This window comes from Streptomyces sp. NBC_00620, assembly GCF_026341825.1.
Classification (GTDB): Bacteria; Actinomycetota; Actinomycetes; order Streptomycetales; family Streptomycetaceae; genus Streptomyces.
The window spans coordinates 3,663,560-3,688,933 of the sequence record NZ_JAPENY010000001.1; the positions used below are offsets into that span (position 1 = coordinate 3,663,560).

A 25,374-nucleotide genomic window follows, 5' to 3' on the forward strand; every position below is an offset into this window, starting at 1 on the left:
CCTATGAGTGCGACGTTTGAGTTATTGCGTTGTTATCTAAGGGCCGTGAGGCCCTTGTGTTGTCCCTTAGAGTCCGTTACGCGAAGTAATATTTGAACGTTGTTCAGATTTTTGTGACGATTCCGTGGAGTGGCACGGAGTGCCGACGGGTCCTCGGAAGCTCGTCGCGGCCCGCGCGGGGGCTGCGGTACCCTGACGCCATGCGTGCCGTACGCCTTCTGCTTAGCGAGCCGCGCTGACCAGTCCCGGCCACTGACGAATCGTGGTCGGCATCGGCGCGGCGTCCCCTCCTGTGCGAGGGGTTTTTTCATTTCCTAAGCCGCTGGCAGAGACGATCGATGGAGCTTTGAGGATCATGAGCGAGACGAATACCGCTGCCGCCTCCGAGGTGGCCGCGCCGCACCGCTACACGGCCGCGCTGGCCGCTGAGATCGAGGCACGCTGGCAGGACTTCTGGGACGCCGAGGGTACGTACGACGCTCCGAACCCGAGCGGCGACCTGGCGGGCGACCCGGAGCTGGTCGCCAAGCCCAAGAAGTTCATCATGGACATGTTCCCGTACCCCTCCGGTTCGGGCCTGCACGTCGGCCACCCCCTGGGCTACATCGCCACCGATGTATCCGCCCGGTATCAGCGCATGACGGGCCACAACGTCCTGCACACCCTGGGCTTCGACGCTTTCGGCCTGCCCGCCGAGCAGCACGCCGTGTCGACGGGCGAGCACCCTCGGGTCACCACCGAGGCGGCCATCAACAACATGAAGTCCCAGCTGCGTGCCCTGGGTCTGGGGCACGACAAGCGCCGGTCGTTCGCCACGATCGACCCGGACTACTACAAGTGGACCCAGTGGATCTTCCTGCAGATCTTCAACTCCTGGTACGACGGCGAGGCGAACAAGGCCCGTCCGATCGCCGAGCTGGTCGCCCAGTTCGAGAGCGGTGAGCGCGCCGTACCGGCGACTGACGGCTCCACGCGCGCGTGGCACGAGCTGAGCCCGGCCGAGCGTGCCGACGTCCTGAGCGAGTACCGCCTGGCGTACGCCTCCGACGCGCCCGTCAACTGGAGCCCCGGGCTGGGCACCGTACTGGCCAACGAGGAAGTCACCGCCGACGGCCGTTCCGAGCGCGGCAACTTCCCCGTCTTCAAGGCCAAGCTGCGCCAGTGGAACATGCGCATCACGTCCTACGCCGACCGCCTGCTGGACGACCTGGAAGCACTGGACTGGCCCGAGGCCATCAAGCTGCAGCAGCGCAACTGGATCGGCCGCTCCGAGGGCGCCCGCGTCGACTTCCCGATCGACGGCGAAGCGATCACGGTCTTCACCACCCGCCAGGACACCCTGTTCGGCGCCACCTACATGGTGCTGGCGCCCGAGCACCCGCTGGTCGAGAAGTTCACGCCGGCAACCTGGCCCGAAGGCACCCACGAGGTGTGGACCGGCGGCCACGCCACGCCCGCCGAGGCCGTCGCCGCCTACCGCGCGCAGGCCGCCTCGAAGTCCGACGTCGAGCGCCAGGCCGAGGCCAAGGACAAGACCGGCGTCTTCATCGGCGCGTACGCGACCAACCCGGTCAACGGCGAGCAGGTCCCCGTCTTCATCGCCGACTACGTCCTGATGGGCTACGGCACCGGCGCGATCATGGCCGTCCCGGCCGGTGACCAGCGCGACTTCGAGTTCGCGCGCGCCTTCGAGCTGCCGATCCGCTGCGTGGTCGAGCCGACCGACGGCCGCGGCACCGACACCTCGACATGGGACAACGCCTTCGGGTCGTACGAGGCGAAGATCATCAACTCGTCGAACGACGAGATCAGCCTGGACGGCCTGGACGTCACCGAGGCCAAGGCCCGCATCACCGAGTGGCTGGAGCGCAAGGGCGTCGGCGCGGGCACCGTCAACTTCCGGCTGCGCGACTGGCTGTTCAGCCGGCAGCGCTACTGGGGCGAGCCCTTCCCGATCGTCTACGACGAGGACGGCATCGCCCACCCGCTGCCCGAGTCGATGCTGCCCCTGGAGCTGCCGGAGGTCGAGGACTACTCGCCGCGCACCTTCGACCCCAACGACGCGAACACGTCCCCGGAGACCCCGCTGTCCCGCAACCAGGACTGGGTCAACGTCACCCTGGACCTGGGCGACGGCCGCGGTCCGCAGCAGTACCGCCGCGAGACCAACACCATGCCCAACTGGGCCGGTTCCTGCTGGTACGAGCTGCGCTACCTGGACCCTCACAACGACCAGAAGCTGGTCGACCCGGCCATCGAGCAGTACTGGATGGGCCCGCGCGAAGGACAGCCGACCGGCGGCGTCGACCTGTACGTCGGCGGCGCCGAACACGCCGTGCTGCACCTGCTGTACGCGCGCTTCTGGTCGAAGGTGCTGTTCGACCTGGGCCACATCTCCTCGGCCGAGCCGTTCCACAAGCTGTTCAACCAGGGCATGATCCAGGCCTTCGTGTACCGCGACAGCCGTGGCATCGCGGTGCCCGCCGCCGAGGTGGAGGAGCGCGACGGCGCGTACTACTACCAGGGCGAGAAGGTCTCCCGGCTGCTGGGCAAGATGGGCAAGTCCCTGAAGAACGCGGTCACTCCGGACGAGATCTGCGCCGAGTACGGGGCGGACACGCTGCGCCTGTACGAGATGGCGATGGGCCCCCTGGACGTGTCGCGGCCGTGGGACACACGCGCGGTGGTGGGCCAGTACCGGCTGCTGCAGCGGCTGTGGCGCAATGTCGTGGACGAGGACTCCGGTGAGGTCACGGTCGTCGACTCCGAGGCCGACGAGGACACGCTGCGTGTCCTGCACAAGACCATCGACGGCGTACGCCAGGACCTGGAGGGCATGCGCTTCAACACCGCGATCGCCAAGGTCACCGAGCTGAACAACCACCTGACCAAGGTGGGCCGCCCGGTCCCGCGCACGGTCGCCGAGCCCCTGGTGCTGCTGGTCGCGCCGCTGGCCCCGCACATCGCCGAGGAGCTGTGGCGCAAGCTGGGCCGCACCGACTCGGTCGTCCACCAGGACTTCCCGGTCGCCGACCCGGCGTACGTCGTGGATGAGGCTGTGACCTGCGTCGTGCAGATCAAGGGCAAGGTCAAGGCGCGCCTGGAGGTCTCCCCTTCGATCTCCGACGAGGAGCTGGAGAAGGCGGCGCTGGCCGACGAGAAGGTCGTCGCCGCGCTGGGTGGTGCGGGGATCCGCAAGGTGATCGTGCGGGCGCCGAAGCTGGTGAACATCGTTCCGGCGTAGCCCGGAAGCCGGCGGGTGGCCGAAAGCCGGCGGGTGACCGGACCCTCGTCGGCCTGCGGCCGCCGTGCCCTTCGCACGATGTCGGGTGCGGCCGTCGGGGTAGTCCCCTACGGGCAGGTTCGGGGTTCTTCTGGAACTCCGAACCTGCCCGTAGCGTTTACCGTTGAAGAGTGCCGCGGCAGCTGCCCGCGACCGGCCGGAGGAGGAGCGTGGTGGAAGCCGTGATCACAGTGATCGCCCTGCTCTTCCTGCTGTTCGTGGTGTTGGGCGTGTACGCCACGGTGAAGGTGGTCGGTGCCGCCAAGCGCGGTGTGGACCGCACGATCTCGCAGGCCCGTCGCACCGTCGAGGACACCACGCTGCGCGCCAAGACCCTCGCCCAGCCGGGCCCGCTGGGCGAGCTGGCCCAGCTCCGCCTGAAGCTGCGCACCTCGATGCGGGCCACGCAGGACGCGCTGCACGCGGGCGTGACGGAGGACGAGTCCCTGAAGGAGTCCATCGGCCTCTTCGAGCGGCTCAGCGCACACGGGCACGAACTGGACGCCGATCTCAAGCGCCTGGAGACCGAGCCCGACCGGCGCACGCTCATCTCGTTGCTGCCCGGGCTGCGCGAGCGCACCGAGCGCATCACACACTCGGCGGATTCGTTGCGCTGGGCCGCGCGTGACCGGGCGCACCGGTTCGCGGACGACGACCTGGACTCGCTGAGCGCCCAGATAGACGTCGAGGCCGGCGCACTGCGGCACTGGACCACGGAGCCGGAGTCCGCGGCTTCCTGGCCCGAGGCACCGGCGCCGGACCCGGCCGCCTCCGACGGGCAGACCTGGCCCGACAGCCCGGAATCCCGTACGGCCGAGGAGCCGACGCGTCCCGCCATCACCCCGCCGGGACAGCGGCCCGTCTACCCCTGGCAGAAGAAGCCCCGCCCCGAGAGCACGACTTGATCCGGCCACCCCAGCCGCAGGTGGGAGGGGCCGGGCTGCCGTCCGTGCGCCCCGGCAGGTAACCTCCAGCTCATGTCCCGCCATGTCGCGATCGTCACCGATTCAACGGCCTACCTGCCGCCGCTGACGATGGAGCGCCACGGCATCACAGCGGTGCCCCTGACCGTGGTCCTCGGCGACCGGGCCTTCGAAGAGGGCACCGAGATCTCGGCCCGCTCCCTGGCTCAGGCGCTGCAGAAGCGGCGCTCCGTCACCACGTCACGGCCCAGCCCCGAGGTCTTCGCCGAGACCTACCGCAGGGTCGCCGAAGCGGGTGCCACCGGCATCGTCTCCCTCCATCTGTCGTCCGAGTTCTCGGGCACGTACGACGCCGCGGTCCTCGCCGCGAGGGAAGCCTCGGTGCCCGTGCGCGTGGTGGACACCGGGATGGTCGGGATGGCTCTCGGCTTCTGCGCGCTGGCCGCGGCGGAGTCCGCGGAGGCGGGGGGCACGATCGACGAGGCGGTGACAGCCGCGGAAAAACGGGCCGCGGGCACCTCCACGTACTTCTACGTCGACACCCTCGACTACTTGCGCCGTGGCGGCCGGATCGGAGCCGCTCAGGCGCTGCTGGGTTCCGCGCTCGCGGTGAAGCCGCTGCTGCAGCTCGACGGCGGCCGCATCGAACTCCTGGAAAAGGTACGGACGGCGTCCAAGGCGATCGCCCGCCTGGAGGAGATCGTCGCCGACCGCGCGGGCAGCGCCCAGGTCGACATCGCCGTCCACCACCTCGCCGCCCCCGAGCGAGCCGCGGCTCTCGCGGACCGGTTGCGGGCGCGGGTGCCCGGTCTCGCGGATCTGCATGTCAGCGAGGTCGGCGCGGTGATCGGTGCGCACACGGGGCCTGGGCTGCTGGGAGCTGTTGTCTCGCCCAGGTGAGGCCAGAGGGGCCTGTTGGGGTGCCGTGGCGTATGTGGTGGGTGTGGCGCGTGTGGGTGAAGCAGTTATCCACAACTGGGCAGTAGTCCCCGGGAATCGAGCAAGATCATCGCGAATGTGCCGAGGTGCCGGATCCTCGCCGCATGGCACTTCGATCACGCTCACGCACAGCCACTCCGACCAGCGGCCCGGGTCGCGGGCCCGTCTCCGACGGCCGCACCCGGCATCGCCGCCACCATCCCCGCGGCCGGGCCCGACGCCGCGAGGCCTCGGCCGAGGCACTCCGCCTGCGCGCGGAGGCGCTCTTCGCCGAAAGGGCCGGGGAACGGCGGGAGTTGGGGAACGGGAACGGGCCGCCGGGGGCGGACTGGGATGTGGGGGACCGGGACGTAGGGGACAGCCCGAGGGCGAGAACTGTCGTGGGGGCGGGCGTTGCTGATGTCTGGGGGCTTGAGGGGCGCGGCGGGGCTGCGGATCGTGGTGATGGTGATTTTGGGGTACGCGGGGCCGGGGTCCCGGATGGTTTCTGGGCGAGCAGGACGGTCGGCCGTGATGCCTTCCGGGGGAGCGGGGCGGTCGGCCGAGATGGTTTCCGGGGGAGCGGGATGGAGGATCCCGGTCCTGCCCGGGGGAGCGGGATGGGGGACCGTGATCCTGCCCGAGTGGGCAGGGCGGTCGGCTACGGCGCTTCAGGTGAGGGTGGGGCTGTCGACGCTGGTGTGCGGGGCGATCTCGCTTTGGACGCGGACGCCGGCGCGGGTGCGGGGGCCTGGCGGGATCGGGTCGGGCCGGCCGTGCGGGAGCGGATGCCGCTGTGGTTGCAGTCGAGGTGCGGGCTTGAACGCAGGAGCGTGGCCGCTCTCACCGTGCTGCTCGTCGTCGCCGCGGTCTTCGCCGTGCAGCACTTCTGGGCAGGCCGGACACAGTCGGTGCGGGCTCCCGAGGTCGTACGGGCTGCGGCTCCATTCGGCGAACCGGCCGGACAAGCGAAGCAGCAGGGGGCGGCGCCGGACGCCTCGGCGGGGTCACCCGGCCCGTTCGGTGCGGCCGGGACCGCGATCGTGGTGGATGTCAGCGGCAAGGTGCGCAGCCCGGGGCTCCAACGCCTGCCGTCCGGCTCTCGCGTAGAGGACGCGCTGCGAGCCGCGGGCGGAGTGCGTCCTGGCACGAACACCGAGGGACTCAACCGCGCCCGCCTCCTCACGGATGGAGAACAGATCGTGGTCGGTGCACCCGTGTTCGCGGGGGGATCCGGCGCGGGCGCGGCCGGCACTGGTGGGACCGTCGGCGGTGCGGAACCCGCCGCTCCCGTTTCACTCAACACCGCCACCGTGGAGCAACTCGACGGCCTCCCGGGCGTCGGCCCCGTCCTGGCCCAGCACATCGTCGACTACCGCACCCAGAACGGCGGTTTCCGCTCGGTCGACGAACTTCGCGAGGTCAATGGAATCGGGGACCGCAGGTTCGCCGATCTGCGGAATCTGGTGCGGCCATGAGTGGACGGAGGAGGGTTGTGGGCTTCGCCGGTGCCGGTGCCGGTGCCGGTGCCGGTGCCGGTGCGGGTGCGGGGTCGGGGTCTGGGAATGGCGCTGATGTTGGCGGACCCGGCCTCGGCGTTGCGAATCGGCGGGCTGTGCATGTCGCCTCGGGCAAGCGGCTGGGAGCCTCGAATCCCCGGGAGGAAGGGCCAGCGGATTTACGGCTCGTACCGCCCGCGCTGGCGGCCTGGGCGACGGCGGCGGTGACGTTGGGTGCCCCGCCCGGGTGGGTCGCGGGCGTCACGGTGTTCTGCCTCGTCGTGGGCGGGGCGCTGCTGATGGCGGGGCGAAGGGAGGCGCACACCGAGGAGGGGCGTCGGTTCGGCGGACGGCGTGAGGGGCTTCCGTTCGCCGGCGAGCATCTGGGAGAACGGTCGCGTACATGGCCCCGGGCGTCCGTCGCCGCTGTGCTGCTCTGTGTCGCGGCGGCCGCCGCCTCCGCGGGGTTGCACGGGGCCGATCTGCGCCGGGGGCCTGTTCCCGCCCTGGCGCGGCAGTACGCGCAAGTGACCGCCGAGGTGGAGATCACGTCCGATCCACGGCTCACCCGGCCCCGGATCAAGGGAGATCACGCGGCTCCGGCGGCCGTGCTGCTCGACGCGGAGGTTCGGCGGGTGACGCGGGCGGAAGGGAATGTCGTGGTGACGCGTACGCCGGTGCTGATGATCGTCGACGCAGGTTCGGCAAGGGGCTCGCCTCAGTTGTCCGGTGGGCGTTCACCCTGGCTGTCGCTGCTGCCGTCCACGCGGTTGCGGGTGGCCGCACGGCTTGCGCCGGCCCTGTCGGGTGGGGACGAGATCGCGGCGGTGTTGCGGGTTCGGGGGAGTGCGCCGCCGCAGGTGGTGGGGGAGCCGTCCGGGCCGCAGCGGTTCGCCGGCGGGCTGCGCGAAGGCCTGCGGGAGGCGACCGACGGACTGGAGGCGGACGCGCGGGCGCTGCTTCCGGGACTGGTCGTCGGGGACACTGCTCGGGTCACGCCGGAGCTGGACGAGGCGTTCAAGGCGACGGACCTCACACATCTGCTCGCTGTGAGCGGGGGCAACTTCACGATCCTGCTCGCCCTGTTCATCGGACCACCGGGCCTTGCCCAGCGTGCCGAGCGGCGCGGTCTGGCACCGCGGCTCGGTGTACCGCTAAGGGCAGCGGCACTGTTCGGCGGCGCGCTCACGCTCGGTTTCGTGATCGTGTGCCGACCGGACCCGAGCGTGCTGCGGGCCGCGGCCTGTGGATCGATCGCGCTGCTCGCCATCGCGACCGGCCGCCGCAGATCGCTGATCCCCGCGCTGGCCACGGCCGTCCTGCTGCTGGTGCTTTACGACCCCTGGCTGTCCCGGAGTTACGGCTTCGTGCTCTCCGTCCTGGCGACCGGCGCGCTGCTCACTCTGGCCCCCCGGTGGAGTGCCGCGCTCCAGAGGCGTCGGGTACCGCCGCGCCTGGCCGAGGCGCTCGCTGCCGCCGGCGCCGCGCAGGCCGTGTGCGCACCGGTCGTCGCTGTCCTCTCGGCCAGGGTGAGTCTGGTGGCGGTGCCGTGCAATCTGCTCGCGGAGTTCGCGGTCGCGCCGGCCACGGTGCTGGGTTTCGCGACGCTGGCGACGGCCTCGGTGGCGCTGCCCGTTGCCAAGGCCTTGGCGTGGTGCGCGAGTTGGCCCGTCCAGTGGATCGCGGACATCGCCCGTACCGGGGCGGCGCTGCCCGGCAGTGGAGTGGACTGGCCGGGCAGTTGGACAGGGGCGCTGCTGCTCGCCCTGGTGGCCGTGGCCCTCGTGTTCGTCGGCAGGCGGCTCCTGAGGTATCCGTGGCTGACCGGCGCCTGCTTGGTGCTGTTCCTGCTGGTCGTGGTGCAGCCGCCGCCATTCACCAGGGTGATCACGGGGTGGCCGCCGCCCGGCTGGCGGATGGCGATGTGCGACGTGGGACAGGGAGACGCGACGGTACTCGCGGCGGGTGACGGCACCGCAGTGGTGGTGGACGCCGGGCCCGATCCGGTGCTGGTCGACCGCTGTCTGGGGGCGCTCGGAATCACCCGGATCCCTCTCGTCGTGCTCACGCATTTTCACGCCGATCATGTGGCGGGGCTGACGGGCGTGCTGCGCGGGCGTTCCGTGGGCGCGATCGAGACGACCGGTCTCGAAGAGCCGCCGGACCAGGCCGAGTTCGTGAGAAGAGAGGCGGCTGCACGGAACATTCCGATGACGCGGGCGGTGGCGGGGGAGTGGCGGCGCACGGGCGGTCTCGAATGGCAGGTGCTGTGGCCGCCGCCGAGCCCGGCCTCCACGCCGGACGGCCCGAACGACGCCAGTGTCACCCTGCTCGTACGGTCGGCGGGGCTGAGGATGCTGCTGCTCGGTGATCTCGAACCACCGGCCCAGCAGGCGTTGTTGAGATCGCCCGCGGCTGCTGAGCTGGGAGCCGTGGACGTCCTCAAGGTCGCCCATCATGGCTCGGCCTACCAGGATCCGGACCTCATACGCAGGGTGGCCCCGCGGCTCGCGCTCATCTCGTGCGGCAAGGACAACCCGTACGGGCATCCCGCGCCCAGCACGGTCGCGGCGCTGCAAGCAGGGGGTGCCGTGGTGCTGCGTACCGACGAGGACGGGGCGTTGGCGGTCGTAGGTGCGGGCGGAGGGCTGAGCGTGGCGAGACACTGAGGTCATGAATTCCGCACAGGCCGACGCCTACCTCCGCAGGATCGGGGCTCAGTACCCCGCGTGGCCCACGTCCGATGCGCTGCGCGAGCTCCACCGGCGCCATCTGGAGGCGGTGCCGTTCGAGAACCTGTCGATTCACCTCGGTGAGGAGATCGTGTTGGAGGAGAAGAGGCTGCTGGACAAGCTGGTGGGTGCGCGCAGAGGGGGGTTCTGCTACGAACTGAACGGGGCGTTCGGGGCGTTGCTGGGGGCGCTGGGCTTCGACGTGACGCTGCTGGCGGGGAGGGTGTACGGCGACGAGGGGCGGCTCGGGATTCCGTACGACCATCTCGCGCTGCGGGTGCGGACGGTGGACGGGGGTGACTGGCTGACCGACGTCGGGTTCGGCGCGCACAGTCTCTACCCGCTGGCCTTCGGGGAGCGGGGGGAGCAGGAGGATCCCGGGGGCACGTTCCGGGTCGTCGAGGCGGGGCCGGACGCGGCGGGGGTGCGGGGTGCGGGAGGGTCGCGCGAGCGGGAGGACCTCGATGTCATCCGGAACGGCAAGACGCAGTACCGGCTGGAGGTGCGGCCGCGGGTGCTCGGGGACTTCGTGACCGGGGCCTGGTGGCACAGCACCTCACCGGTATCGCATTTCGCGCGGTCGCTGGTCTGTTCGCGGGTCACCGAGGACGGCGGCAGGATCACGCTCAGCGGTCGGAACTTCACGGTGACGGCGGCCGACGGGGCGAAGGAGGTGTCGGAGCTGGCCACGGACGAGGAGGTGTTGGCGACCTATCGCGACCGATTCGGGATCGAGTTGGGGCGGGTGCCGGAGGTGAGGGAGGCGCGTTAGCTGCGCTGGGTGAGGGAGGTGGTGTGCTGTGACGGGTGCCCCTGGTGTCGGGCCTGTCGGGCGTATCGGAAAATGTCTGCGTGAGTGATGTGAGACATGTGCTGGTACTGCCCGACCGTGATGCCGCGGAAGAGGCCGCGGAGGCACTCGGTGACAGGTTCAGGCTGGATGAGGAACCGCAGCTCGTGCGGGACGCGCTGGCCGGTGAGGACGACGCCGAGGACGCGCAGTGGCTGGTGGTGCTGCGGGATGCCGAGGAGCGGCTCGACCCCAAGGAACTGGACGAGTTCGTGGGGGAGTGGGACGGCTGGCGCGAGGAGCCGTAGCGCTCCGCGGGGGTGCGGGAGTTGTGGGGGTGGTTCGCGAACCGTGGGTTGTCTACGGCCGGCCGTGGACAGGTGGTCCACCCGGCACCCTGACCTCCGGCTTCGGTCCGGCACCCTGACCTCCGGCTTCGGTCCGGCACCCTGACCTCCGGCCTCGGTCCGGCACCCCGACCCCCGGCCTCGGTCCGGCGCCCGACCTCGGCTCCGATCCGGCACCCCGACCCCGGTTCCGGCACCCCGACCCCGGTTCCGGTAGCCCGGTGACCCGGCTGCGGCGTCAGGGTGCGACCGCTCGGGACGCGTTGTCAGTGGCGCGTGGGATGCTTGTCGGGATGGCCAGGAAGACTGCTAATGACGACCCTCTCGCCCCTGTCACGCTTGCCGTGGGCCAGGAGGATCTCCTGCTCGACCGTGCCGTGCAGGAGGTGGTGGCCGCCGCCAGGGCCGCCGACGCCGACACGGACGTACGCGATCTCACTCCGGACCAGTTGCATCCCGGCACGCTTGCCGAGTTGACGAGTCCGTCGCTCTTCTCCGAGCGGAAGGTCGTGGTCGTACGCAATGCGCAGGATCTGCCGGCCGACACGGTCAAGGACGTGAAGGCGTACCTGGGGGCGCCCGCCGAGGAGATCACCCTGGTGCTGTTGCACGCGGGTGGTGCCAAGGGCAAGGGGCTGCTCGATGCGGCGCGCAAGGTGGGGGCGCGGGAGGTGGCGTGCCCCAAGATGACGAAGCCGGCGGATCGGCTGGCGTTCGTGCGGAGTGAGTTCCGGGCGGTGGGGAGAGCTGCCACGCCTGAGGCCTGTCAGGCGCTCGTGGACTCCATCGGGAGTGATCTGCGGGAGCTGGCTTCCGCGGTGTCGCAGTTGACCGCGGACGTCGAGGGGACGATCGACGAGGCTGTCGTCGGGCGGTACTACACCGGGCGGGCCGAGGTGCAGAGCTTTACCGTGGCCGATCGGGCGGTGGAGGGGCGGGCTGCGGAGGCGCTGGAGGCGTTGCGGTGGTCTCTGTCTACCGGGGTTGCGCCGGTGCTGATCACCAGCGCGTTGGCGCAGGGGGTGCGGGCGATCGGGAAGGTGTCCTCGGCGAGGAACGGGCGGTCGGTCGACCTTGCGCGGGAGCTGGGGATGCCGCCGTGGAAGATTGACCGGGTTCGGCAGCAGATGCGGGGGTGGACTCCGGATGGGGTTGCTGTTGCCCTGCGGGCGGTTGCGGAGGCTGACGCGGGCGTCAAGGGGGGCGGGGATGATCCCGAGTACGCCCTGGAGAAGGCTGTTGTGGTGATTGCTCGGGCTGCGCGATCCCGGCGGGGGTAGGTGCTCCTGGGCTGGTGTCGGCCTTGGGGTTTTTCGCCCCCTCCGCCCCTACCCGTCCCTTGTTCCTGGGGGCTCCGCCCCCAGACCCCCGTATCGCGCTGACGCGCTCGTCCTCAAACGCCGGACGGGCTGAAATCCCTGCCCACACGGGTGGGTGGGGGTTCGGGACGGCACCACCTCGTCCTCCAACGCCGGACGGGCTGAAACACCCCCGCCCCCGCGGGTGGGTGGCGGTTCGGGACGCCACCGCCTCGTCCTCGGACGCCGGACGGGCTAGAGCTCATGCACCTCATGGGCTGGAACTTGCCCGCCGAGCTCTCGAACGCCAAAAACCCCGCTCGCCCTCCCGGGGAAGGAAGGGGAAACGGGGTCTCGGTTCAAGATGTTGGAGCCACGCCCGCGTGGCGAACGCAGGTCGTGCGTGGGTCCAGGGGTGCCGGGTAGGAGCGGTAGAGAGGGTCCGCTGGGTCCTATTCGGCGGTTAAGTCGGGTTGGATCAGCCCTTGAGGGAAGCGACCTTGGAAGCAAGCGCCGACTTCTTGTTGGCGGCCTGGTTCTTGTGGATGACGCCCTTCGAGACGGCCTTGTCGAGCGCGCGCGAAGCATCGCGCGTGTACTCGGTGGCCTTCTCGACGTCACCGGCGGCAGCTGCCTCGCGGGCCTTGCGGATCGCGGTCTTCAGGGAGGACTTGACGGCCTTGTTGCGCAGCCGAGCCTTCTCGTTGGTCTTGATCCGCTTGATCTGGGACTTGATGTTCGCCACTGAATGAGCCTTTACAGGTTCAGGCGCGCGAGACAGCACGTCTCACTCGCCGTTTGATTTCCTTGGGTGTGCCTCCTGCAGAGAGGGCATGAGACACAGCTACCCAGGCTACCAGTGCTCCTGCGACCGGCCCAAACCGGTCGCAGCTCCCCGCCCGTGGGACCATGGAGCCTACGTATCGATCCGACCCGAGGCGACAGGCGCCTCAAGAGACAGGACCCTGCGTGCCCGCGACCCCTAACAATGTGCCCGAGCCGAGCCGTACCGCCCCGGCTCTGATCCGCAATTTCTGCATCATCGCGCACATCGACCACGGCAAGTCCACGCTCGCCGACCGCATGCTCCAGCTGACCGGAGTGGTCGATCAGCGGCAGATGCGCGCCCAGTACCTCGACCGGATGGACATCGAGCGCGAGCGCGGCATCACGATCAAGTCCCAGGCAGTGCGACTGCCCTGGGCGCCGACCGAGGATCCGGGCAAGACCCACATCCTCAACATGATCGACACCCCCGGGCACGTGGACTTCACGTATGAGGTGTCCCGGTCGCTCGCCGCCTGCGAGGGGACCGTTCTCCTCGTCGACGCAGCTCAGGGCATCGAGGCGCAGACTCTCGCCAACCTCTACCTGGCGATGGAGAACGACCTCAAGATCATCCCCGTACTGAACAAGATCGACCTGCCGGCCGCCCAGCCGGAGAAGTTCTCCGAGGAGCTGGCCAATCTCATCGGCTGCCAGCCGGAGGACGTGCTCAAGGTCTCGGCGAAGACCGGTATCGGCGTGGACGCGCTCCTGGACCGGGTCGTCCGTGACGTCCCTGCCCCGGTCGGTGTCGCCGATGCGCCCGCCCGCGCGATGATCTTCGACTCCGTCTATGACTCGTACCGGGGTGTGGTCACGTACGTCCGTGTCATCGACGGCCAGCTCAGCAAGCGCGAGCGCATCAAGATGATGTCGACCGGCGCCACGCACGAGCTTCTGGAGATCGGCGTCTCGTCCCCCGAGATGACACCGGCCGACGGCATCGGCGTCGGCGAGGTGGGTTACATCATCACCGGCGTGAAGGACGTCCGTCAGTCCAAGGTCGGTGACACCATCACCAGCAAGGACAAGGGCGCCACCGAGGCCCTCGGCGGGTACAAGGACCCCAAGCCGATGGTCTTCTCCGGCCTCTATCCGCTGGACGGCTCGGACTACCCCGACCTCCGTGAGGCGCTGGACAAGCTTCAGCTCAACGACGCCGCCCTGGTCTACGAGCCGGAGACCTCCGCGGCCCTCGGCTTCGGCTTCCGTGTCGGCTTCCTCGGCCTGCTGCACCTCGACGTCATCCGTGAGCGCCTGGAGCGCGAGTTCAACCTCGAACTCATCGCCACCGCGCCCAACGTGGTCTACCGCGTGAACATGGAGGACGGGAAGGAGCACACGGTCACCAACCCGAGCGAGTTCCCCGAGGGCAAGATCGACAAGGTCTTCGAGCCGGTCGTCCGGGCCACGATCCTCGCTCCCAGCGAGTTCATCGGCTCGATCATGGAGCTCTGCCAGACCCGCCGCGGCACCCTTCTCGGCATGGACTATCTGTCGGAGGATCGGGTCGAGATCCGCTACACGCTTCCCCTCGCCGAGATCGTCTTCGACTTCTTCGACAACCTGAAGTCCAAGACCCGTGGGTACGCCTCCCTGGACTACGAGCCCACCGGCGAGCAGGACGCCCAGCTGGTGAAGGTCGACATCCTGCTCCACGGCGACCGCGTCGACGCCTTCTCCGCCGTCACGCACAAGGACGCGGCGTACGCGTACGGAGTGCGGCTCGTGGCCAAGCTGCGCGAGCTCATCCCGCGCCAGGCTTTCGAGATTCCCATCCAGGCGGCCATCGGGTCGCGGGTCATCGCCCGCGAGACCATCCGCGCGATCCGTAAGGACGTCCTCGCCAAGTGCTACGGCGGTGACATCTCCCGTAAGCGGAAGCTGCTGGAGAAGCAGAAGGAAGGCAAGAAGCGGATGAAGATGGTGGGCTCTGTGGAGGTTCCGCAAGAGGCCTTCATCGCCGTGCTGTCCAGTGACGAGGACAGCGGCTCGGGCAAGGGCAAGAAGTAGACCCGCGGAATGCCGTTGTTCCCAAGGGCCCGCTGCGCTTCGGCGTGGCGGGCCCTTGCGCTTGCGCCCGGTTGCGCTCTGTAGGAAGTGACAGGCCGCGGCCTCTTACGCAGTGGCCGGTCGGGCTTTACTCTGATCACTGCTCGCTAGTTACTCACGAGTTAAACAACAGCCGCACCATTGAGCCAGCCGCGCTGCCGCGGGCCCCGGAGGATGTCGTGAGCGACACACAGACCCTGATCGAGAACCGTCCGCCGTCCGTGGCGGCCCTCTTCCTGGAGCGTGTGGCGGCCACGCCGGACGCCGAGGCGTACCGCTACCCGGTGCCCGCCACCTCGGGCGAGGGCCCGGACGAGTGGAAGTCGCTGAGCTGGGCCCAGGCCGCCGAGCGGGTCTTCGCCGTCGCGGCCGGTCTGATCGAACTGGGCGTGCAGCCGGAACAGCGCGTCGCGCTCGCCTCCTCCACCCGGGTCGAGTGGATCCTCGCGGACCTCGGCATCCTGTGCGCGGGCGCGGCCACGACGACCGTGTATCCGCAGACGAACGCCGAGGAGTCGGCGTTCATCCTCTCGGACTCCGCGAGCAAGGTCCTGATCGCGGAGGACGCGGCCCAGCTCGCCAAGGCGGTGGAGAAGCGCGCCGACCTTCCCGAGCTGACGCATGTCGTGGTCATCGACCCCGCGGGCGTCGAGAGCAGCGAGTGGGTTCTCACCCTCGCCGAGCTGGAGGCCCGCGGCGCCGCCTACCTGGAGAAGAACCCCGATCTGATCAAGGAGAAGGTCGGCGCGATCACCTCCGACCAGCTCGCCACCCTCATCTACACCTCGGGTACCACCGGGCGCCCCAAGGGTGTCCGTCTCCCGCACGACAACTGGTCGTACATGGCGAAGGCCATCGCCGCGACCGGTCTGATCAGCACCGAGGACGTGCAGTACCTCTGGCTGCCGCTCGCCCACGTCTTCGGCAAGGTGCTCACCTCCGGCCAGATCGAGGTCGGGCACGTCACCGCCGTCGACGGCCGGGTGGACAAGATCATCGAGAATCTGCCGGTGGTGCAGCCGACGTACATGGCGGCCGTGCCCCGCATCTTCGAGAAGGTCTACAACGGGGTCGCGGCCAAGGCACGGGCCGGTGGCGGCGCCAAGTACAAGATCTTCCAGTGGGCGGCCGGGGTCTCGCGCGAGTACGCGAAGGCCAGCCAGGACAACTTCCGCCGTACCGGATCCGCCTCCGTCCCCTTCGCGCTCGGGGCCAAGCACAAGGTCGCCGACGCGCTCGTCTTCGCCAAGATCCGCGAGGCCTTCGGCGGCAACCTGCGCGCCTGTGTGTCGGGCAGTGCGGCGCTCGCGCCGGAGATCGGCTACTTCTTCGCCGGCGCCGGCATCCACATCCTCGAGGGTTACGGGCTCACCGAGTCCTCCGCCGCCTCCTTCGTGAACCCCGGTGAGGCCTACCGCACCGGCACCGTCGGCAAGCCGCTGCCCGGCACCGAGGTGCGCATCGCGGACGACGGCGAGATCCTGCTGCGTGGCCCCGGCATCATGGAGGGCTACCACGGGCTGCCCGAGAAGACCGCCGAGGTCCTTGAGGCCGACGGCTGGTTCCACACCGGTGACATCGGCGAGCTGTCCCCGGACGGCTACCTCCGCATCACCGACCGCAAGAAGGACCTCATCAAGACCTCGGGCGGCAAGTACATCTCGCCCGCCGAGGTCGAGGGCCAGTTCAAGGCCGTGTGCCCGTACGTCTCCAACATCCTTGTGCACGGCGCCGACCGGAACTTCTGCACCGCGCTGATCGCTCTTGACGAGCCGTCAATTCTGGTCTGGGCCGAGGAGAACGGGCTCGCCGGCAAGTCGTACGCCGAGGTCGTCGCCGCGCCCGCCACGGTCAGCCTCGTCGAGGGTTACGTCAAGGAGCTCAACGAGGGTCTCCAGCGCTGGCAGACCATCAAGAAGTTCCGGCTGCTGCCCCGCGACCTCGACGTCGAGCACGGCGAGATCACGCCGAGCCTGAAGCTGAAGCGGCCGGTCGTCGAGCGCGAGTACAAGCACCTCATCGACGAGATGTACGCGGGATCGCGCGAGGCATAAGTCCCCGAGGCGTAAGTCCCCGAGGCGTAAGTCCCCGAAGGGGGCGGGGAGTCACAGGCCCCGTCCCCTTCGCATCTCCTTCAGCAGCTCCTCCATCTGCCGTACCTGGTGGCGCAGTTCGAACACGTCCTGCAGGCTGCTCGCGGCCATGTGCGTCTCGATCTTCTTCAGCCGGGCGGCCAGTTCGTCGAATTGTTCCTGTTCACGGGCGAGCAAACGTTCCAGTTGCTGGTTCTTTCGGTGCAGGTCGAGGAAGACGGTGACCTTGGCGCGCAGCACCCATGGGTCGAAGGGCTTCGTCAGGTAGTCGGCGGCTCCGGTCGCGTACCCGCGGAATGCGTAGCCCGCGTCGGCGTCCGTGCCGGTCAGAAAGATGATGGGGACGTCCTTGGTCTGGTCGAGCCGCTTGATGTTCGCGGCGGTCTCGAAGCCGTCCATGCCGGGCATCCGGATGTCGAGAAGGACGACGGCGAATCGCTGCCGCAGCAGCGCCTTCATCGCCTCCTCGCCCGAACGCGCGCGCACCAGCGGCTCGTTGAGGGACCCCAGGACGGCCTCAAGGGCGATCAGATTGTCCTCCATGTCGTCCACGAGGAGGATGCTGGCGCGCTCGTCGGTCGTTTCCTCAGCGCTCATGATGACTGTGCCTCACTCAGTCGTCGGCGGGATCGCGGGCTCCCCTGATGTGCTCGGTCCCGGTACAACGGGTACAGCAGTCTCGGCGGCGGCAGCGTCGTTGGCCTGCCGCTCGGTGTCGTTCGCGCCCTCCGGGTTCTCCGGGAGCTCGGAGTTCTTCGTGCCCTCCGGGTCGAGGAGTGCGCAGACGACGGTGAGCAGTTGGTCGACGTCCACCGGCTTGGGTACGTAGTCGTTGGCGCCCTGCGCGATGGACTTCTCGCGGTCTCCCGGCATCGCCTTCGCGGTGAGCGCGACGATGGGCAGGCCTGTCCAGCGGGGCGTGCGGCGGATGGCGGCGATCGTCTCGTAGCCGTCCATCTCCGGCATCATGATGTCCATCAGGACGAGTTCGACGTCGGGGTTGCGCTCCAGCGTTTCTATGCCCTCGCGGCCGTTCTCCGCGTACAGGACGGGCATGCCGACGCGGCCCAGGACATGGGTGAGCGCGAAGACGTTGCGGATGTCGTCGTCCACGATCAACACCCGCCGCCCCGGCAGGACCTGGCCCGCCCGGCCGGCCTTCCACGCCTCCAGCTTGGTGGGCGTGGGCCAGGTGTCGTCCGTGTCGTGGGCGGTGTACGGCTCGGTGGACAGCTCGGGTACGGGCAGGTCCTGGTCCTCGTGGGTGGGGCCGGTCGGCGCGTGCCCGGGGCTGATGACGGGGACGTACAGCGTGAAGGTGGACCCCTGCCCTGGCTTGCTCTCGGCGACGATCCGGCCGCCGAGCAGTCCGGAGATCTCGCGGCTGATGGACAGGCCGAGGCCGGTGCCGCCGTACTTGCGGTTGGTGGTGCCGTCGGCCTGCTGGAAGGCCTCGAAGATCACCGGGAGTTTCTCCGGGGCGATGCCGATGCCGGTGTCGGAGACGGCGAAGGCGATGACGTCGTCGCTGTTCTCGCGGGTGAAAACGTGGTCCGGGTCCTTGAGGCGGTTGACGCGCAGCTCGACCCGGCCGGTCGCGGTGAACTTGATCGCGTTGGAGAGCAGGTTGCGCAGGATCTGCTGGAGCCGCTGCTCGTCCGACCACATCTCGCGCGGTACGTCGTCGCCGACGGCCACCTCGAAGGCGAGCCCCCGGTCGAGGGTGAGCGGGCGGAAGGTCGCGTGGACGTAGTCGAGGAGCTTGATGAGGGGGAGCTTCTTGGGGCGTACGTCCATCCGGCCGGCCTCGATCTTCGAGAGGTCGAGGATGTCGTTGATGAGCTGGAGCAGGTCGGAGCCGGAACGGTGGATGGTGGTCGCGAACTGCACTTCCTGGTCGGAGAGATGACCGTCCGGGTTGTCCGACAGCAGGCGGGCCAGGATCAGCAGTGAGTTGAGGGGCGTGCGGAGTTCGTGCGACATGTTGGCCAGGAACTCGGACTTGTACTGGGAGCTGGTGGCCAGCAGCGCTGCCTTCTCCTCCAGTTCGGCGTTCGAGCGCTGCAACTCGGCCTGCTGCGACTGGAGTTCGTCCGAGCGGTCCTGGAGCTGGATCGCCAGGCGCTGGGACTCGCCGAGCAGGGACTCGGTGCGGGAGTTGGCGATGATGGTGTTGATCGCGACGCCGATGGTGTTCACGAACTGGTCGAAGAAGGCCAGGTGGACGTCGGAGAAGCGGGAGAACGAGGCGAGTTCGATCACGCCGAGGAGCTTGTCCTCGAAGAGGATCGGGATGATGACGACGCTTGCGGGGGAGGCCTCGCCCAGACCGCTGTTGATCTTGATGTAGTGCGGCGGGGCCTCCTCCACCAGGATCCGCTTCTTCTCGCGCGCCGCCTGCCGGACCAGCCCGTGCACCGGCATGCCGCCCGTGTCGACGGTCGCGCCCTGCGCCGAGCCGTACCCGGCGATGAAGGCGAGCCCCTTGGCCGGGATGGCGGTCCGCAGGGATTCGTCCTCGGGGTCGGCCAGGTAGAAGGCGCCGTACTGCGCGTTCACCAGCGGGGTCAGCTCGCGCAGGATCAGGTCGGCGACCTCCATCAGATCGCGGTGGCCCTGCATCAGCGCGGCGAGCCGGGCGAGGTTCGACTCCAGCCAGTCCTTCGCGCGGGTGGTCTCGCGGAGGTTGGCCACCATCAGGTTGATGTTGTCCTTGAGCTCGGTGACCTCGCCCTGGGTCTCCACCGTGATGGAGCGGGACATGTCGCCCTGGGCCACCGCGGACGCCACCTCGGCGATCGCGCGGACCTGGGTGGTCAGGTTGAGCGCCAGCTCGTTCACGTTCGTCGTCAGGCGCTTCCAGGTGCCGTACACACCCTCGACCCTTGCCTGGCCGCCGAGTTGCCCCTCGGAGCCGACCTCGCGGGCCACGCGCGTGACCTCGGACGAGAAGGAGGAGAGGGTGTCGACCATCGTGTTGATCGTGGTCTTCAGCTCCAGGATCTCGCCGCGCGCGTCCACGTCGATCTTCTTGGACAGGTCGCCCTGGGCCACGGCGGTGGCGACCTGCGCGATGTTGCGGACCTGTGAAGTCAGGTTGTCGGCCATGTAGTTGACGTTGTCGGTCAGGTCGGCCCAGACACCGGAGACGCCGAGCACCTGGGCTCGACCGCCCAGCCGGCCGTCCGTGCCGACCTCGCGGGCCACACGTGTCACCTCGTCGGCGAAGGCGCGCAACTGCTCCACCATCGTGTTGACGGTGTCCTTGAGCTCCAGGATCTCGCCGCGGGCGTCGACGGTGATCTTCTTGGAGAGGTCGCCGTTCGCGACGGCCGTCGTCACCTGGGCGATGTTCCGTACCTGGGAAGTCAGGTTCAGCGCCATGAAGTTGACGTTGTCGGTGAGGTCCTTCCAGACCCCCGACACGCCTCGCACCTGCGCCTGGCCGCCGAGGTTGCCTTCGGTGCCGACCTCGCGGGCGACGCGCGTCACTTCGTCGGCGAAGGCGGAGAGCTGGTCGACCATCGTGTTGATGGTCGACTTGAGTTCGAGGATCTCGCCCTTCGCCTCGACGGTGATCTTCTTGCCGAGGTCGCCCTGAGCCACCGCCGTGGACACCAGGGCGATGTTGCGGACCTGCGAAGTCAGGTTGTCCGCCATGAAGTTGACGTTGTCGGTGAGGTCCTTCCAGACCCCCGACACGCCCCGTACCTGCGCGCGGCCGCCGAGGTTGCCTTCGGTGCCGACCTCGCGGGCGACGCGCGTCACTTCGTCGGCGAAGGCGGAGAGCTGGTCGACCATCGTGTTGATGGTCGACTTGAGTTCGAGGATCTCGCCCTGCGCGTCGACCGTGATCTTCTGGCTCAGGTCGCCGTTGGCCACGGCCGTGGTGACCTGGGCGATGTTGCGGACCTGGGAGGTCAGGTTCGAGGCCATGAAGTTGACGTTGTCGGTCAGGTCCTTCCAGACCCCCGACACACCGCGCACCTGGGCCCGGCCGCCCAGCTGCCCCTCGGTGCCGACCTCGCGGGCCACACGGGTGACCTCGTCGGCGAAGGCGGAGAGCTGGTCGACCATGGTGTTCACGGTGAGCTTCAGTTCGAGCAGCTCGCCCGTCGCCTCGACGGTCACCGTGCGGGTCAGGTCACCGCGGGCCACCGCCGTGGTCACCAGGGCGATGTCCCGGACCTGGGCGGTCAGCCGGGACGCCATGGTGTTGACCGCCTCGGTCACGTCCCGCCAACTTCCGGACAGACCCGTCACCTTCGCGCGGCCGCCGAGCCGTCCCTCGGTGCCGACCTCGCGCGCGACCCGGGTCACCTCTCCGGTGAACAGGGAGAGCTGGTCGACCATCTTGTTGACGGCACGCCCCAACCGGCGCAAATCGCCCCGGAGTTGACGGTTGCCGTCGTGCAGGTCGACCCGTTGGGTCAGATCGCCGCCGGCCACCGCGTCGAGGACGCGTGTCGCGTTCGCGGCGGGTGCGACCAGCGCGTCGAGCAGCTGGTTCACGTTGTTGACCTGGGTCGTCCAGCTGCCCTGGCCCGGGCTCGCCGAGAGGCGCTCGTCGAGGCGGCCGTGGCGCACCAGCTCCCGGCGGACGCGCTGCACCTCGGAGTTGAAGTGCAGGCTGCGGTCCATGATCTGGTTGAACATCGTGCTGAGATCGGCCACGAGGCCGTGTCCGGATTCCGGCACTTTGCTGAAGTCGCCGTCCCTTGCGGCGGTCATCGCGGCGAACAGAGGGCGCAGATCCGATGCCCGAATCTGTCCGTCTTCGAGCACACGCATACCACTGTTCTCACTCATGGCGGCCCACTTCGGTAACTCGGCGCTTATGGGCACAGCCAGTCTGTCACTGTGTCCGCATCGGCTGAGGCCTATTCGTCCGAACTGCTCAGGGAGCCGCACCGTGGGGGCCATTCCGACGCAACGGGAGTCCGAGGCGCGTGCCCTTGATGCGCCCGCGCACCACCGCGCCGGCCAGGACACCGTCACCCGCACCTCGCTGCCGGGCACCCCACTCGCTCCAGGAGCCGCCCGCGACTTTGTTCGCGCCGCACTCGCCGAGTGGGCCGAACTGGCTCCGCACGGCGCCGAGATGATGGACGACCGGCTCACCGATGACGCCCTCGTGGTCGTCAGCGAACTCGTCACCAACGCCGTTGTGCACGCGGGCACCGACGTCCAGCTCGCGTGCCGCATGGAGGGCGAGGAGGGCCAGGGGAGCAGGGTGAGCAGGCAGGACACCGATGGCATCGGGATTTCCGGCAGCGCCGCAGGCACCGACTGCGATTCGCCGGGCTCGCTGGTCATCGAGGTGTCCGACCACCACCCCTCACGCGCGGTACGCGACGACAACTGCGAACAGCCGTACGGCACACCGGAGTACGGGCGCGGCCTGCGGCTCGTCTCCGCGCTCTCCGACGCCTGGGGGATCACGTACCGCACCGGCGTCAAGACCGTCTGGGCGCGGCTGCCCCTCGCCGGAGGCGGCCTCGGCGTGGGCAGGGAGGGGATCCCGGGCGTCGGCAGGATCGTGGAAGTCGACGAGAGGATGGAGGCGTACGCCGGTGAACAGGCCCTGGAACGCGGGCTGCGGGTGGCCGAGATACTCGCCCCCGAGCCGAGGCGCAGAGTCCAGCAGGACCACGACTGGCTCAACCGCGGCGCCCTCTCCTTCCTCGCCGAGGCCTCCGACCTGCTCGCCGGGCAGCTCGACGAGGATCTCGTCGCCGCGCTCGCCGGACAGCTGATCGTGCCGCGCCTCGCCGACTGGTGCGCGGTGTGGCTGGAGGACGAGGCCACCGACCGGGCCGGCGGCCTCGGCATCGCCCTGGGCCCGCGCCTCGCCCGCGTCTGGCACGGCAGCGAGAACCGCATCGAGGACCTGCGCCGCGCCCTGGAGAAGGACCCGCCCCGGCTCCCCGACTCCGTACGCTCCCGGGCCGTACCGGTGCCTTGGCCCGGGGAGGCGCTGGCTTCGGGCGGGGGCGACGGGACGGGCCCGGTGGGCGAGATCCTGGACGGGCATGGGGCTGATGCGGCAGGTGACGTGCACGAAACTGGTGAGTCGGATGTGCCGACCGGGCCCGGGGTGAGCGGGGCGGCGCTCGCGTACCGGCTGATCGCGGGTGGGCGGCCGCTGGGCACGCTCGTCATCGGGCGGGCCGGGGCGACCGGTTTCCCCGACGAGATCACGGGGCTCGTCGAGGACCTCAGCCGCCGTATCGCCCTCGCCATCGGCGCGGCCCGCCAGTACGCGCGCCAGGCCACCATCAGCCGGGTCCTCCAGCGCGGCCTGCTGCCCGGCGCGGTCGCCGAGATCCCCGGGGTGCGCAGCGCCCTCGTCTACGAACCGCTCGACAAGGGCGGGCCCAGCGGCGACTTCTACGACCTGTTCCCGGCCGGCGACGGGCGCTGGTCCTTCCTCGTCGGCGATGTCCAGGGCAAGGGGCCCGAGGCCGCCGTAGTGATCGGCCTGGCCAGGCCCTGGCTGCGGCTGCTGGCCCGCGAGGGGTACGAGGTCGCCGACGTCCTCGACCGACTCAACAGGCTCCTGCTCGACGACGCGACCGAGGCGGCGGACGCGGCGGCCCGCGCGCTCGTGGCGGCGGGCGGGCCCGGGCTCGCCGCGGACCCCGGACCGCAGACGCGCTTCCTGTCCATGCTGTACGGCGAACTGGTGCCCTTCGACGGCGGAGTGCGCTGCACCCTGGCCTCCGCCGGGCATCCGCTGCCGCTGCTCCTCGGCCCGGACGGCGACGTGCGCGAGGTGGCCCGGCCGGGGACCCTCCTCGGCGTCTTCGAGGACGCGACCTACGCCTCCGAGACCTTCGAGCTGTACCCAGGCGACACCCTGCTGTGTGTCACGGACGGTGTCACCGAGCGCCGCAGCGGCTCCCGTCAGTTCGACGACGACGACGGTCTCGCCGAGGCCCTGGCCGACTGCACCGGCCTGAGCGCCGAACTGATCGCCGAACGGATCCGCAGGCTCGTCCACGAGTTCGGTGCCAAGCCGCCGGAGGACGACATGGCGCTGCTGGTGCTGCAGGCGGAATAGGCACGGCCGCAGCTCGTACGAGGTTCGGGCGGGCGTACGGGACAATGGAAGGCATGCCTTCCGCACTTCCCGACGGTGAGCCCGTCCCCGACGACGGGGCGCTGCCCGCGCACGCCCTGGCCGGGGCCGCCGACCGCCCCCTCGGGTTCTATCTCCATGTGCCGTACTGCGCGACCCGCTGCGGCTACTGCGACTTCAACACCTACACGGCGACCGAGCTGCGGGGCACCGGCGGCGTGCTCGCCTCCCGCGACAACTACGCGGAGACACTGATCGACGAGGTCCGCCTCGCCCGCAAGGTGCTCGGCGACGACCCGCGTCCCGTCCGTACGGTGTTCGTCGGCGGCGGTACGCCCACGCTCCTGCCCGCCGCCGATCTCGTACGGATGCTCGCCTCGATCCGTGACGAGTTCGGGCTCGCCGACGACGCGGAGATCACCACCGAGGCGAACCCGGAGTCCGTGGACCCCGGGTACCTCGCGACCCTGCGGGCCGGGGGCTTCAACCGGATCTCCTTCGGCATGCAGAGCGCCCGGCAGCACGTACTGAAGGTGCTCGACCGCACGCACACGCCCGGGCGGCCCGAGGCCTGTGTCGCCGAGGCCCGCGCGGCGGGCTTCGAGCATGTGAACCTCGACCTCATCTACGGCACGCCTGGGGAGTCCGACGACGACTGGCGGGCCTCGCTGGACGCGGCGCTCGGTGCCGGGCCCGATCACATCTCCGCGTACGCGCTCATCGTCGAGGAGGGCACTCAGCTCGCGCGGCGGATCCGGCGCGGGGAGGTGCCCATGACGGACGACGACGTCCACGCGGACCGGTATCTCATCGCCGACGAGGTGCTCTCCGGGGCGGGCTTCGACTGGTACGAGGTGTCCAACTGGGCCACCTCCGATGCCGGGCGGTGCCTCCACAACGAGCTGTACTGGCGTGGTGCCGACTGGTGGGGTGCCGGGCCCGGGGCACACAGCCATGTGGGCGGGGTGCGCTGGTGGAACGTGAAGCATCCGGGGGCCTATGCCGGGGCTCTGGCAGCGGGGAAGTCGCCCGGGGCGGGGCGTGAGCTGCTCTCCGGGGAGGATCGGCGGGTGGAGCGGATTCTGCTTGAGCTGCGGTTGCGGGAGGGGTGTCCGTTGTCGCTGCTCCGCCCTGACGGGCTCTCCGCCTCGCGGCGGGCGCTGTCCGAGGGGCTTCTGGAGATCGGGGCGTACGACGACGGTCGTGCCGTTCTCACGTTGCGGGGGCGGTTGCTGGCGGATGCGGTGGTGCGGGATCTGGTGGACTGAGGGGCTTTTTTCGCCCCCTCCGCCCCTACCCGTCCCTTGTTCCTGGGGCTCCGCCCCAGACCCCGCTCCTCAAACGCCGGAGGGGCTGAATCTTTCCCCGGCCGGAGCTGAAATCTTTCAGTTCCGGCCAGAGAACCTTTCAACCCCGACCGGCAGATCTTTCGCCCCCGCGGCAGATCTTTCAGTCCCGGCCGGGAGAGATCTTTCAGCCCGTCCGGCGTTTGAGGACGAGCGCGTCAGCGCGATGCGGGGGTCTGGGGGGCAG

15 protein-coding genes are annotated in these 25,374 nt (G+C 69.6%); 12 read left to right on the plus strand and 3 right to left on the minus strand.

Annotated features, from left to right (window positions below; all coding sequences use genetic code 11):
* The first annotated feature begins 355 nt into the window (after positions 1–355).
* The 8 genes from leuS to holA all read left to right on the plus strand — a co-directional run bounded on the left by leuS (position 356) and on the right by holA (position 11,772).
* Positions 356–3,244 carry a leucine--tRNA ligase gene (leuS, locus tag OG246_RS16920; RefSeq protein WP_266462464.1) on the plus strand — a complete coding sequence of 963 codons (2,889 nt, stop codon included), beginning with the start codon at positions 356–358 and terminating at the stop codon, positions 3,242–3,244.
* 212 nt (positions 3,245–3,456) lie between these two features.
* The gene (locus OG246_RS16925) at positions 3,457–4,188 is read left to right on the plus strand and encodes a hypothetical protein (RefSeq protein WP_266464289.1); all 732 of its coding nucleotides are present in this window, start codon (positions 3,457–3,459) and stop codon (positions 4,186–4,188) included.
* A 72-nt stretch (positions 4,189–4,260) separates the two neighbouring features.
* Positions 4,261–5,106: a DegV family protein gene (locus OG246_RS16930; protein WP_266462466.1), complete on the plus strand. Its 846-nt coding sequence runs from the start codon at positions 4,261–4,263 to the stop codon at positions 5,104–5,106.
* A 638-nt stretch (positions 5,107–5,744) separates the two neighbouring features.
* Positions 5,745–6,602, plus strand: coding sequence for a ComEA family DNA-binding protein (locus OG246_RS16935; RefSeq protein ID WP_266462468.1), 858 nt, complete (start codon positions 5,745–5,747; stop codon positions 6,600–6,602).
* Positions 6,603–6,739: 137 nt separating this feature from the next.
* Positions 6,740–9,292 carry a ComEC/Rec2 family competence protein gene (locus OG246_RS16940; protein WP_266462471.1) on the plus strand — a complete coding sequence of 851 codons (2,553 nt, stop codon included), beginning with the start codon at positions 6,740–6,742 and terminating at the stop codon, positions 9,290–9,292.
* Positions 9,293–9,296: 4 nt separating this feature from the next.
* Positions 9,297–10,127 (plus strand): arylamine N-acetyltransferase, encoded by an 831-nt coding sequence (locus OG246_RS16945; RefSeq protein WP_266462474.1) that lies wholly within the window; start codon positions 9,297–9,299, stop codon positions 10,125–10,127.
* Between the two features lie 80 nt (positions 10,128–10,207).
* Positions 10,208–10,453, plus strand: a complete 246-nt coding sequence (locus OG246_RS16950) for a hypothetical protein (protein ID WP_266462477.1) — start codon at positions 10,208–10,210, stop codon at positions 10,451–10,453.
* Positions 10,454–10,785: 332 nt separating this feature from the next.
* A complete protein-coding gene (gene holA / locus OG246_RS16955; protein WP_266462480.1) occupies positions 10,786–11,772 on the plus strand; it encodes a DNA polymerase III subunit delta in 987 nt (328 codons plus the stop codon).
* A gap of 496 nt (positions 11,773–12,268) precedes the next feature.
* On the opposite strand, the gene rpsT is transcribed toward holA, so the two are convergent.
* A complete protein-coding gene (rpsT, locus tag OG246_RS16960; protein WP_121403109.1) occupies positions 12,269–12,535 on the minus strand; it encodes a 30S ribosomal protein S20 in 267 nt (88 codons plus the stop codon).
* A 224-nt stretch (positions 12,536–12,759) separates the two neighbouring features.
* On the opposite strand from rpsT, the gene lepA reads away from it, so the two are divergent.
* Entirely contained in the window at positions 12,760–14,628 is a 1,869-nt protein-coding gene (lepA, locus tag OG246_RS16965) for a translation elongation factor 4 (protein ID WP_266462487.1), read from the plus strand.
* A gap of 218 nt (positions 14,629–14,846) precedes the next feature.
* Positions 14,847–16,721 carry a long-chain fatty acid--CoA ligase gene (locus OG246_RS16970; protein ID WP_266462490.1) on the plus strand — a complete coding sequence of 625 codons (1,875 nt, stop codon included), beginning with the start codon at positions 14,847–14,849 and terminating at the stop codon, positions 16,719–16,721.
* Between the two features lie 51 nt (positions 16,722–16,772).
* On the opposite strand, the gene OG246_RS16975 is transcribed toward OG246_RS16970, so the two are convergent.
* Positions 16,773–17,357, minus strand: a complete 585-nt coding sequence (locus tag OG246_RS16975) for a two-component system response regulator (RefSeq protein ID WP_266462493.1) — start codon at positions 17,355–17,357, stop codon at positions 16,773–16,775.
* A gap of 12 nt (positions 17,358–17,369) precedes the next feature.
* The gene (locus OG246_RS16980; protein ID WP_266462496.1) at positions 17,370–21,569 is read right to left on the minus strand and encodes a HAMP domain-containing protein; all 4,200 of its coding nucleotides are present in this window, start codon (positions 21,567–21,569) and stop codon (positions 17,370–17,372) included.
* Between the two features lie 103 nt (positions 21,570–21,672).
* Here OG246_RS16980 and OG246_RS16985 point away from each other — a divergent pair, with 103 nt between their 5' ends.
* Both OG246_RS16985 and hemW read left to right on the plus strand, forming a co-directional pair.
* Positions 21,673–23,823 carry an ATP-binding SpoIIE family protein phosphatase gene (locus OG246_RS16985; RefSeq protein WP_266462499.1) on the plus strand — a complete coding sequence of 717 codons (2,151 nt, stop codon included), beginning with the start codon at positions 21,673–21,675 and terminating at the stop codon, positions 23,821–23,823.
* 53 nt (positions 23,824–23,876) lie between these two features.
* Positions 23,877–25,109: a radical SAM family heme chaperone HemW gene (hemW, locus tag OG246_RS16990; protein ID WP_266462502.1), complete on the plus strand. Its 1,233-nt coding sequence runs from the start codon at positions 23,877–23,879 to the stop codon at positions 25,107–25,109.
* Positions 25,110–25,374: the final 265 nt, after the last annotated feature.